General features: G+C 40.1%; 4 protein-coding genes and 1 tRNA gene. 2 read left to right on the top strand and 3 right to left on the bottom strand.

The genetic code is table 11. The features are described 5' to 3' along the window. Positions 1–112: 112 nt before the first annotated feature. The 3 genes from recD to AC2SLL_RS06070 form a co-directional block, all read right to left on the bottom strand. Positions 113–2,413 (bottom strand): exodeoxyribonuclease V subunit alpha, encoded by a 2,301-nt coding sequence (gene recD, locus AC2SLL_RS06080; protein ID WP_486530795.1) that lies wholly within the window; start codon positions 2,411–2,413, stop codon positions 113–115. A 115-nt stretch (positions 2,414–2,528) separates the two neighbouring features. Continuing rightward, positions 2,529–7,106 (bottom strand): UvrD-helicase domain-containing protein, encoded by a 4,578-nt coding sequence (locus AC2SLL_RS06075; protein WP_486530941.1) that lies wholly within the window; start codon positions 7,104–7,106, stop codon positions 2,529–2,531. A 154-nt stretch (positions 7,107–7,260) separates the two neighbouring features. Beyond that, a complete protein-coding gene (locus tag AC2SLL_RS06070; protein ID WP_486530794.1) occupies positions 7,261–11,973 on the bottom strand; it encodes an exodeoxyribonuclease V subunit gamma in 4,713 nt (1,570 codons plus the stop codon). A gap of 744 nt (positions 11,974–12,717) precedes the next feature. Between AC2SLL_RS06070 and AC2SLL_RS06065 the strand changes: the two genes are divergently transcribed. After that, positions 12,718–12,793, top strand: a tRNA-Arg gene (locus AC2SLL_RS06065). A 154-nt stretch (positions 12,794–12,947) separates the two neighbouring features. Next, a complete protein-coding gene (locus AC2SLL_RS06060; RefSeq protein ID WP_486530793.1) occupies positions 12,948–13,298 on the top strand; it encodes a hypothetical protein in 351 nt (116 codons plus the stop codon). Positions 13,299–13,625: the final 327 nt, after the last annotated feature.

Raw genomic sequence — 13,625 nt, 5'->3', positions numbered from 1 at the left:
TTATTGTGGCTCATTTAACGTTTTGATTATTTATAGTTTATAGTTTATATTTTATAGTTTTAAGGCATCAAAGGATGCCTTTTTTAATGAATATTGATTAATGGTTGTTTATTTAATCAAATTGCAATGCCAATCCAGTGTGCCTTTGAGTAGGAGTCGCAACCGCCTTTTCCAAGCTCTGCTTTGAGCTAAAAATAGTGACCTGTTTTTTGGCTCGAGTAACGGCAGTATAAATAAGCTCTTTACTCAACAATCTAGTATGGCTATTATCAAGAGTAATCGCCACATGATCAAACTCAGAACCTTGCGACTTATGAATGGTCATGGCATACGCAGTAGCGATCAGCTCTTCATTGAGCAAATTTATGGCAATGCCTTGCGTTTTATTTTCAAAAAACACCTCTAACCTACCCTGCGGCCCTGCCGTTTGTAAGCAAATTCCAATATCACCATTAAAGAGCCCAAGCTCATAGTTGTTTTGTAATACCATAACAGGGCGTCCGTGATACCAAGCGTCTTGCCTAATCGGTAATTTTAACTCAGTCGTATGCCCTTGAGTAAGATAATTATTGAGGTAATGGTCTCCCCATTCTCCATGATGACCTGCACTTAATACTCTAAATTCGTTAAAAATAGCCATTAAGTCTGAGATGGTCTCATTCACATCATCTGCTAGGTAAGTTGCTATTGGATTTTGTAGTAATGTTTTAGTTTTATTTACGTAGTTTTGGTAGAAATTGGCGATTTTTTGACGTTGTTTTTTATTGCTTAGGCTATTTATTATCTTATCTTTTGTTACTATGTCATCATTCTCTATATCACCTAAAGTGTCTTTGTTATACGCTTGAATATTGTCAAAACTGATATTATTAAAATTAAGTGCATCATCCTCTCTTAATAGCTGCCATATCGCGGTGTGATTAACACTACCTTGGTTGATTTCATACGCAAGCTTACCGATGCCAGAGTCTTTACTAAATCGGCGACTCTCAGTGAGTTCAGCATGAATTTGCGATAATAATGGTATACGACATAAGTCGGCCAATACCGCCCCTGCATCAACTGCTGCCAGCTGATTAGCATCTCCTAATAAGATAAGACGCGCACCTGGCTTAACAGCACTGACCAAATAATTAGCCAACTCTACCCCAAGCATAGACGCCTCATCGATGATAATGATATCCTCACCTAATGGATTATCGGCGTTATAACGAGGCTTACCCGCACGGCCAATACCCAGTAAGCGATGAATGGTCTTCGCTTCTTGAAGCTGTATATCGAAGCAAGCTGAATCTAATGCCACTTGCAGTGATTCTTGCATGCGTTGGGCAGCCTTTCCAGTAGGGGCTGCTAATGCTAAGCGTGCACTGTCGCTACTAAATCTAATATGCTGATTATTATCTTCACTACCCTCTTGCTCATCATTTTCTTGTGCTTGTTGTAAGGCCATAACCAGCTGGGCAACGGTATAGGTTTTACCTGTGCCTGGGCCACCCGTAATAATACTAAAAGCATTGTTATTAGCGACTTTAATGGCATTTACCTGTTGTTCATTGAGGTTGTCCGTTAGTTTTATATTGAGCGAATTGATGGGGTTATGCAAAATCTGCTTTATTTTTTCCGCTAAATTGTATTCAGCTTGCCATGCACGATGTAACCATAAGGTAATTATCATGTGATTATCTGAGTTGCTTTCTTTCTTACTTTTTTGTTTGGCTGTATCTTGTTTAATACTAAGATGGAAAGTAATTGGAGATTTTTTTTCTTTTGATTTGCTTAGGCTATTTTTGTATTGATTGCTATTACAATACCCTACTTGGTTAAATAAAGGATGCTTCTGGAGTTGCTCAGTCAGTGTTGTTAAGCTTGATAAATGAAGACTGTCGTAAACATTAATAACCAGCTGTAACCGCTCGTTTAGCAACTCCTTTTGCGCTGCATTTAACGATGCTTGCCACCACAACTGCTCTCTTTTATGAAAGACAATAGAGAGCACATCGAATATAGACAACCCGTTGCTTTCAACGTCTTCATCAACGTCAATAAAATCTATTAACGGTGTAACAAGCAACTCTAATACCTTGATTTGCCAATCATATAACTCGGCCGGTTGGTTATTTATTTGACCTGATAGAGGTTTCTCGTCGCTGGCTTGGCTTAAAGTTAAAACGGTATGTCCCTCTTCAAGCTGATTGGCTAATAGAATAAAAAAGGCTGAAAATAACGCATCTTGTTTGTATAAGTTATCAGATTGGGTCGACGGTTTTTGGCTAGCTTGTACCGTGCTGGATTTTTCAGCACTGACATATGCCAAATGCGTCTGCATACGACGTTGTAGTATATAATCACTGATATGAGTCGCCCAGCTTTCTTGCAGGCTAATGGATCCAGCACTGGTGTTATTATTATTCATAATCATTGTTTCTCGTGATGATTTTATGGCTATTATTTATAGGACTTTAGTCTTTAGATTTTTTATGTGATTGTTAACATTGACCCATTCAATAATTAGAGATTTAACATTTTATTTAAAGGGCTGGTCGACCAAATAGTGCATCTAGCGCCTTAATAAACGCTATGGGTATATCCCATGTCACCAAACCATAGCGATTATATGCACTCTGGGATAAATGGTTCACATCACTTGTTTCATCAGCACATTGACTATCTAGATCATAAACACCGCGTAAAAACACATATTCAACTGGCGCTAAATATTGCGCTTCATTGCCTGCATAATTTTCAATCCTCATGGATAAGAAGCGATGTAAAGCAACTTGATAGATGGCGGCTTGTAACCAGTACCCTGCTTTAGTCATGGCTTGTTTTAAAGAATTTTCATCATATTTGCTTAGGCTATTTCCTAAAAAGTTACTCTTATAATCCACGACATGAAACTTACCGGCATGCTCATAGACTAAGTCAATTTCACCACGTAAGTAGCGATAAATATGGTCATGATTCTGTGGCAATAGGTTGATGTACTTGTCTGTATCTGGTACGTATTTTTCAAACAATTGATTAATATCTTGAGCCTTAAAGGTATCAGATAGCCCCATATTAAATTCAAGCTCCGCAAAGCGTTGGTTAGGCGCAATATTGATTAAGGCTTGGTTAGAGGCCAGTAAAGGCGTATGTAAAACCTCCTCTATCCAATTTATCAATGCGTCATGATAAGTTCCATCCGCAGTAAGCTTAAGCTGATCTAACTTATTGCCTGTATTAAGGTTATCTTTAGGGTTTAAAAGGCGCTCTTGCTGTTCTACACTGGCATAAATCATCGGTAACTGATAACTACTGACTGCTCGATCAATGACTTGCGTCCATTGTGTTTTATTTTTAAAGTCAATTTTTTCATATATTTCGTGCAAAAACGTTCCTGCATTTGCCCCTTTTACAAAAGTAAAGCGTATATCATCGTCTGGTTTTAGATGTTCAACGTTTTCGTTGTCTGTAACCGTTATTGACGCGCTTTCTTCATTAAAAAAAACACTCTCTAAGGAACCTGATTGCGATAAGTTTAAGTCAATCGCATCATCGATACGCTCATCAACTATAGCCATTGCTTGGGTAGACTCATCTAATTGACGTGCCAGCGCAGTAAAGCTGGTCTTAGCCCAGCCATAAAAATAGGTGTTTTTCATTACCTTATCAAACGCATCATATTTGATAGGTTCTTTTCTAACTCTATCAGATTCTAGCTCAGCAAAATGAGCCGTGCTTTTCGCATAATAAGTATCATAAAACTCAGTTATTTGAACGCCTGATAAGTAGCCAACAATACCTTTTAATCTGTCAGGCAGATGGTATTCTTTCAAACCAGTATCGAACCAAAAGTTAACAGGCTTAAATTTCTCATCCCTTTTATCTTTAGGATCACTAAGTACAATGTACAGTTGCTCACTGGCTCGGGTAAAAGCCACATAGCCGAGACGCTTGCGCTCGTCAAAGTTTTCTTTCGTTTCAAGATCGGTATAGTGCTCTTTATCCACGGCTGTGCCCTTCACAGGAGAGAAACGGCGTTGAGCACCTGTTATGTTAGGAGGATTGTTACTAGGGTTGCTATTAGAGTTACTAGGATTACTATTAGAGTTACTAGGGTTGCTATTAGAGTCGTTACTAAAGCTGTTTAAATTGCTATTAGTCTCTAACCGTTCATTGTTTACCTGCGTCTTATCCTGTTCAACGTTGTACAAATATAAGCCGTACTCTTCACGATTACCTGACTTACGACTGGCCGAATCCATACCTAGCACATAAACAATCGGGAACTCCAAGCCTTTTGACTTATGAATGGTCATCAACTGCACCCCAGACTCAGTGGGTAGCGGATATTGTTTCGCCCATTCACTGTCTGGCGCATCTTCAATATTTTGCTTAAACCATGCGAGCAACTCGTGTTCACCCATTCCAATACTGTACTCGGCTAACACGTCCATCACATGACGTAAATCCATGATATGACGTTCACCGTCTTTGTGCATCGCCAGTGTCTGCCAAACACCTTGAGGCTGGAAAGGACCGGCCTCAAACAAGTAGTGTAAAGCAGATAATATGCCATATCGTTGCCAACGCTCAACGCCTTCTTTCAGATAGGTAATAAAATCTTGGTAGCTTTTATTGTCGCTTTTTTTAATGCGACTGTCTTTATGGTTAGAGTTCGCTTCGCCCAATCTAGTGGCAGATGCAGTAGATATAAAGTCGTCTGCTTCTTTCACACCTGTCTCATGGTCTATCATCATTGCTTTGGCTTGCTGAATATTTAGCCCATATAAATGACTGGTCAAAACCCTATTAATCATATCGTGCTTGTAAGGCTGTAGCATCGCACTCAGTACGGCCGCCACATCTTCTGCGATAACCGTTTCAAAGATACTCACATCGCTAGTGGTTAATGTGGGTATCTTAAGCTTAACCAGCTCATCTTCGACTTGCTTTAAGTCATTTTTTACTCGTGCCAGAACACCGATGTCACTGGGCTGGATTGGCCTGCCATCCAAGCTCTGACCGCTCTTTAGAATTGCCGCAATATGTCGTGCTGTTGTTTCATGCTCATTGTACTCAGCATCGGTATTATAAGGCAGGTTGATAACACTAACGGCACGATTAGGCAGCACTTGTTGATACAGAGTGTCTGTAGTGGGTGCCAATTGCTGTTCTTTTTGGGATAGCGCCTGTGGTTGCAACCATGACAGCTTGGCATCAGGATTAGCTACTTCAATATATTGATAAAAAATATTGTCGCCCAGTCCTGCTAGTCTATTTTGCTTATTTGAGGTACGGGTGGGCATACTAAACCAATGGTTTAGCGCATTGATTACGCCAGCATTGGAACGGCGGTTAATATCCAGTGTCCAAATATGCTTGTCATCAAACTGACGTTTCATAAAATTATAGTTAGCAACGTCACCACCACGGAATCCATAAATAGCCTGCTTTGGGTCACCCACTAACAGTAAGAATTCATGATTGGAGCGCTCTTTGTTCTTACTGTTATTTGGCAAATAGATGTTTTGAATCATCATTGCCTGTTCACCGTTGACATCTTGTGATTCATCGATAAGTGCCACAGGATAATGATGACGGATATAACGTGCCAGCTTATCGCCTTGCTTACCACTTAATGCTTGGTTTAATCGCACCATTTGTAAGCTAAATGTTGTCTGTGAGCGCTCTTCTAAGATAATGGGCAGTTTTTCACGTACGGCAAGTACGATGTGGCGATTCAAGTTGGCGAGAACACTGACGATATGTGACTCTAAACCATTAGACATATCTATAACATCCATTAGCTTACTAATGGTTGTCAGCTCAAAAAAGACATCATGCTCTTTTTGTCTATTTTTATTAAAATTCTTAAAGTTACCGTCGTCCCTGGGGTAACGCGCATCCTCTATCGAGCCGATTAATTTTTTAGCATCTTCACTAAGATAGTTCTTAAAGTTTATGCCTCTATCTCCGATAACTTTGTGAATCTCAGTAATATGCTCAAATTTAGTATAAAGACTGGAGTTCCCATTAAACCCTTGTAATTTTCTATAGTCTGGATTGAGATAAGGCTGAATATCAGTTAAATCTAAATTTGAAAAGTCTTTTAGTGATTGTTCATACCCTTCAAGCGAAAAATTACTCGCTTGTACTTCATCAATCGGCGCTGAAATAAAGTTTAATGAGACTCTGACATGCCCTCGATGATCTTCAACATCGGTTAATTTACCTTGTTGCTCCAGTAAGTCGTATAGCTTAGGCTGCTCATAGTACAAACGACTTTGAAACTGGCGCAGTTCATCATGGATAATACTGTCCGTCACTTGCTCAATGCTGTGATCTTCAATAATTGCCATGCCCAACTGATGGCCGGTTTCACTACTATATTCTGTTAGCCATTTTTGTGCCAAGCTATCCAGAGTGCCAACAAACAGCTTATCTAGCGTTGTTAATACCAAAGCGGTACGTCGAATAGCCTCAGATAGCTGATAGGTATATACATGGTCTAATAGATATTGCACTAAATGAAGGTTAACTGGGTCGCCTATAAGCTTGTCATAGTGGGCGTGACTGGCTTGATCTGTTAGCCACTTCACACGTTTTTTAACCAAAGCTTGGCGCTGATCATTGTTAAGCTTATAAGCACTCTCATCATCTTGATTTAGAGTATCAGCAGCAAATAAATCTAAGTTGCTCTTATTTTCATTGTGTTTATCCTTCTTTTCTTTATCCTTCTTTTCTTTATCCTTCTTCTCTTTATCCGTCTTGTTCTTGGTCTTTGAATCGGGCTCAATAACCAAACCTTTTGGATAAAGAAACTCTTTATTCTCAGGGTTACCGCTAAGCACGTTTACCCACTGTAAAAGCTGATAAAACTCTACCAAACGATCATGAATACGCTGACGCATCTCAGCTGCCGCCGCACGAGTAAACGTCGTGGCAATAATTTGTTCAGGAGAACGGCGGGCTTCAATAAGTAAGCGTAATACAATCCCAGTGAGCGTCCACGTTTTACCTGTGCCCGCAGAGGCTTCAATCAAGTGCTTGCCTGTTAGATCAACGTCAACAGCAGGTATGATTTCATTAGTCGCCTGCTCGTGAGTTTGATCTTCATCCATTACGGTATTATTCATATTGTCTGGTGTCATATTATCTGGTGTCATATCGCTATACGCTTATTATTGTATTTATAAGGATGTCGTTATCTAGATATTATTTAGAGGTGGATTAAAACTACCCTATGAAATAAATGATGCCAGCAAGATACTCAAACTATTTAATCTTAATGAGTGACGCATACATAGGCTCATACAATGGCTGTGCTAGGTTTATCAAGCCTGTAGTGAGCGCCTTGTACTTATCCTCATCACGTAGTACGTACTGCCAAATGGCATGTTGTACGCAATTGTCATAAATCATGTCACTATGAAAACCTGGCGCAAACCACGCTGAAAAGTCAGAACGTTTCGGCCAGTAGTTGAGGCCTTTATCCTGCTCGGTGTGCACTTTAGAGACATATTGCAACGCATAATCTGGTAATAACGTGATAGGCACTTGACCGACAAGATTGCCAAATACTGCCCATTTAATCAGCTCAATCGCCGCTTGCTTATAGTCAATCGGCTCAAGCTTAAACGCGACGATATCTTTATACTCTGACACTTGAGAACGAGATTTATTGTAACGCCACAGGCTAACGCCATCATGCAGCGCCACTTGCTCAGCGGTGGTGCGTCTGGCAACCTGCCAATACAGATGCGACAACCAAAATTTCAATAAATGCTGAGGACTAGCAGAGCTCGATAAAATATTAAGCCAGTATCTTGGCGACTGCTCGGCATAGGGCTTGGCTGTCTTGTCACTATTATTCATGTCATTAGTGCTGGATGAGTCTGGGTCTGGGGTGCTAGAACCAACCTCATCAGTGCCATTAGCAAACTCATTAGCAGAACTCATTGAAACAGGCACTTTACCTTTAATCTTTATGATATTAGGTAATACAGATAGCCAGTTTTCTGTATCTTTTGTGATACTTAATTCAGAGTCTTCTTTAGGATGCCCTTTAAAGTCAAAAAGCTGTCTTATATCAAGTCGTACCGGCTCTTCTTTGGTAGGGGTTAATAAAAACGGATGATCTATTGATTTGATATGCTCAATCAGTGGCTGCGCTTCTGATTCATTTTTAATCAGTTGCTCTTTAAATTCTTCACATTTATGCAGTAGCTTTTGCTGTTGATTAGACAGCGTGGTTTGACGTGCCACACCCGCTGGCATAATCTTTTGATAAATTAAATGTTCCTCCTCATGCGCCTCTTCGTGTACCTCTTCACTTATATTGGCATCCGCTTTATTGTCAGCTGCCAGTTTATTAATCAGGTGGTCGTTAATCTGATACGTTGATAAACTGTCTAAAAATAGAGGCTCTTGACTGGCAATTGATGCCTCACCTTGAACAATATGCACTTGCTGAGTGCGTAAAAATGCCTTGGCAGGGTGGCGCACTTGGTAAGTTAATGCACCTTCAATATCAATCTCTTCGATATTAAATATTGCTTGCTTCAGTGCCGTTTTTGCTTCGGCATCCTCTTTATAATCAAGATTCAGCATATTGATTAGCGATTGAATACTTTTATCATCAATACTGCCCAGCCTGCCAAGTCCATTGTTAGTGGGTGCATCTGACGGTTTGTCTGGCGATATCGAAGGTTTTTCTGATGCCGGCTCAGCTATTGGTTGAGCCCCTAAAATCTTCGCCATCGTTTGATATTGTGCTTTAGTTGGTAACGACACACGGGGTAGCGCATCCTCAGTCTGATTATGGCTATTTAGAGTATCAAATACCGCTTGCCATAACGGCGCTGGTGGGAATTGTTGTTGCTGAGCAAGTTTGGTCTTACGCATGGCTTTGTTCAACTGCACTTCTAGCAAGTCCTGCTCATTATTAGCTTGTTTAGCTAGATTGGCATGAGTTGAAGTGTCATTCTCTTGACTGTCTACCTTACCAGTTGACAGGCTGGCTGGCGTTTTGGTTTCAATGTTAGTCTCAGTCTCGAATAAACACTTATCAAACGGTAACGCAGGGTGCTCAGTGACCAGCCACTGCTTAATCAGATTTGGCAGTTGACGTTTCACACTTTCTGCATCGGGGTTAATATCTTTCGGCATGTTTTCAAGTGACCTAACCTGCCACTGCACCTCTCCTTGTAAGAATTGCAGCAACTCACTTACTGGGTTGGCGGGAAGATGCTCATGCGTATCGGTCAGACTTTGGCCGTTATAAAAAATCCAGCAGGCACTACGCGCGCATAATAAAGCATCCAAAAATGCACCATTATCATCATCTTCACTGACCCTATCACCACGGCGTGATATGGTGGCTTTCATCAAGTCATAACGGTTGTCTCTATCTTGATTAGGAAATTCAGATAGATTCATGTTGAGCATCACAACCAGCTCAAACGGCACGTTTCGTAACGCACCAAAGCGGCCAAAGGTAATTACCCCAGTTGGCTCAGCACTAACTTGCTGACTTTCAAGCTCGGCCTCGATACTGTCTAACATAAAGCTTAATTTAAGGGGTAACTCTTCCACATTATGCAGGGCTTTATTCATTTCACGTCGTGCCTGATGGTCATTGGTATATTGACTATAATGGCGATTGGCACGCAAACTGGATTTAAAGCCATTCATGGCATTATAAATCGCTCGCATACTACGAGATTGATCCACATCCGCAAAGTAGCGATGAATCACTTGAGTCTCAATCTGATCTAGCCAGTCTTCTGCTTTCATACTCTTTTGATGATCATAGCGCCTTTCTACCAAACCTGAATATATTCGGCAAAGTGCTTCAATAATTGGCGCATCATTTAAGCTTACTTGTGACAGGGGTAAGCTCTTTTCGGGTAGTGCACCATCAGGCCACTCATCTTGATCTAGCGGATACAAACAATCGGTCAAGCCTGCCTCTGGCATGATCAATCCCAATGCCAAACGATCTAATGCTTGAGCAAAGGTAAATCTATAATCGTAGTCATTGCTATCTAAGGTTTGTTTAAGATGCACCTCATCAAAACCACGTATAAATCCAGCTTCAATAAGTAAATCACAGCCTCGGCTCATTTGCTCATGCGTTAAGCTAAAGTTTTCATATAAGGGTGGTAGCATCAACCAATCAAGTACTTCAGCAGCCTCAAATCGGGCGCTTTCGCTACCGAGTAATTTATAAAACCCAAGCACTGCTTCCCACAGTTGTTTTATTTCATCATCAACCACACCCGTTACCTTAGCTGGCAAAGTTAATCCATCTTGCCCTTTTCCATTCACGAAGATAGATCTAATTAGGGTATGATGACTCTCAACATCAGGCAATAACACCACGATATCCGATACATGCCGTTTCTTTTCGCCCTTCTTAATCGGCTCGTTTAACCAACGGCCAATCATAATACGTAGCACTTCAAGTTGACGTTGTAAACTATAGCAAGAATGAATGCTTAGGCTATTATCACGTAATGATATTTCCCAACTGCGCTGCTTTTGATAATGCTTGTTTTCTAATACATCATCCGCATAAGGGTCACCTCCAGTTTCTAGGCCAAGCTCAATTTGCTCGCCAAGATCTTTGGATACTTTGGCCGCCGTTGCTTCTTGCGTCGACTGCTCATCGAGCATCAACACATCATTTTGCAACTTACGCAATAAGCTCGGCGCTTGATGGATACTATTACTTTGATCTGGTTTATCTGGTTTATCTGGTTTATCTGGTTTAAAGGTTGCTTGGTCTTTTTCTGTTGAATAAGCTTCTCGGTCATCTTCCTTTTCTATCGAAGCTTCAAACCCATTAACCTTAGAGTTATTGCTATCAAGAAAATCGTCCTCGAAGTTGTCAACCCACTCTACCCGATCGTCTAGATAATCATCGTTACCCGACAGGTTAGCAAGCATGGCAAAGGTATCACGCGACTGCTTGCCAAGCCGTGATAGCAAACTGTGCCCATAATCTCTTAAGAAAACACTTTCAGGGTTGATAATTTGCTGTCTCTGTAACCAAGACTTATCGACAATATCTGCCCAAAACAGCTTAGAGGGGTTATAGTGCAGTAGTGTGATGTCCATGTATTTAGACAGACGCTGTAAAAAGTCCAGCTCCGTTTGTGGCAACTGCTGAATAGTAAAAATACGCAATACTTTTGGCAGCTGATCACGCTCATTGGCCTTATTACTCTCAAGCGCCTCCCAAAACACTTTTTCAAGCGCAACACGATACAGATGCACATCGGCAAATAAATTTTTCCACAGAGTACGCTGTGCCGCTTCTAACTCAACATAATGCTCAACCAGCCACTCAGGCGTACCCCGGGCGTATTTATCAAAACGAAGTGATAAATTGTCTTTTTCATTAATTAACTGTTTAACATCAAGCACTTTATCGTGCGACCACAACGCCAGCCAATCGTCACGGTGGGTTAAATAGCGGTTAAAAACTCGTGCCAAATCACTTGCCAGTTGCCAAAGTCGAGCCTCTTTTTGCGCAGAATCAAGATGACCATTTTTTTGATCTTCAATCGATTCAATTAACGAGATTAATACAGGGTGTAGTGGATTATTGTCATTAGCAATAATCTGTTGATGATAATTGGTCAAATAACCAAACAGTCGCCACTGCATAACCGTCGGCGATAAAACGGCTACCTCGGGTACATCAAACGTTTTAGCGTTAGGATTTTGAGCTAACAAATAGCGATTGCGGCGTTCTAAAACCTCCTGCATAAGCGTCCACTGATATTGACCCCAAAATTTAGTACGCACTAACGTACTAATACCAGCACGACTGGCAATCGTTTTATCTAACCAATCGCCCAATACCATGGAAGGGACAATGACAATGAAAGGTTCAAACACTGGTTGATCTTTAGACTGGTAATCAACAAGTAGATGATTAACGAGGTTTTCAGTTCGATGAGATTGAATAATTTTAAACATAGGGACTTAGTCTTTTGCTCACAGCAACTATTGGTTTTGGTTGTTATTATTGGACTTATCAGATGGTTCAACATACCCTAAGCATAACTGATTCTGGATACTTTAAAAGCAAATAACATTCTCAAGCGTCAATTAATGTCGCCTAAAAGCTCTAAGCATGGGCTTTAACAGTCAAACATCGAGCAAAGACGGACTTAAAGCGACGCTTCGATTTAAACCAAAATACGGTACAATAGCTAACGAGCAGCTATATTGCCCATATTCTTATATCTTTCACAACCAGTTACCTCTTACCACTAGAGCATTGTTATGCCATATTGTTATGCCATCTCGCCATAAACCCTTATCGTTTTATGTCAAAATAACGGTCAGTTCAATGTGTGTGTTTCTCGGCTTAGTCTTTAGTTTTATGCAATTGAAAATAACTCTATAGCACACCCTTTACCAACCATGACCGATGATGAACCCCCTATAGTAGAACCATTAAAAGCTAAAGCACAGTAAGTTTCTAAAGGGATCTTTCTAATAGGGCGTGTCCTCAATTCGTACAATTGCATTTAAATGGGCTAAAATAGCTAAATCTTGTCATACCGTGTCAAATAACGGGGAAATATCTTGATATTTACCTAATTATTTTCCTTGTCTGACTGCGATTTATCTTATTTTTATTTGCATTTTCAAAATGAGGACACGCCCTAATTTTTTACGTTCAATCCTGTTATAATAACCCACTCTATAGCATATGCGCTTATAGCTCAACAGGACAGAGCAGTCGCCTCCTAAGCGATCGATCGGGGTTCGAGTCCCTGTAAGCGCACCAGTTAATGCCAATTACTAAGTCGTTTGATGATAGTTTTACAGACTTATTAAAACTTGCACATTATGCAATAGCTAGCAGACACCTTATTAAAAATCATTTTAAAAGGTCGCAGCGATAGTAGCATTTTTAGAATAGCTAATAAGGAATGATAGTAATGGGTATGATTAATGATAAATATAAAAATAAAATTGAACAGAGTGTTTTGTTAAATGGACACCCAATAGATAATCACGAAGTTATCGATGGTCGCATAATCATCAAACCTGAGAGTTACTCCAGACCTGAAATTAGCAACACAGATAGACAAGCGATTCTGATTGAGCTACGAGAAGAATTAAGTCACTATGGACTGAACGTTATTGAGTTAGATGAGGCGTTTATAAGAATTCAATCGGACGGTTTCAAGATTGATGTTCCTAAAAGTTTGGTCATCCCTTACGATGACGACATTTATGCAAAAATCTTAAAGCAACAACAGCTTTATTACAGTAATAAACTTAGGTAAAGAGAGTCTTAGGTGTGGTTTACTGCCGGATCTAGGATTTTTTGTAAAAGGTTTTTTTTGTAAAAGGTTTTTTTGTATAAAAATATCTTGTGAAACGGTACTTTATATTTAATGATAAATGTAAAGTAATGAAACAAACTATTCAGATTATTTCTCTGAAAAGATAGCATATAAGACTACATCCGCTTGCTTAGATCTACTGTAACTATCCCCTAAAATAACACAGCTCAAACGTAGAATTTCTTATAAAATACCCATAAGGAGTTTTGATATGAGCAAACGAATGACTGAGACCCAAATCGTATCGATATTAAAAGAAGCAGAAGC

The organism is Psychrobacter sp. CX97 (assembly GCF_057396285.1).
The sequence above is the reverse complement of the archived record's forward strand: the minus strand, read 5'-3'. Positions and strand labels throughout refer to the sequence as shown.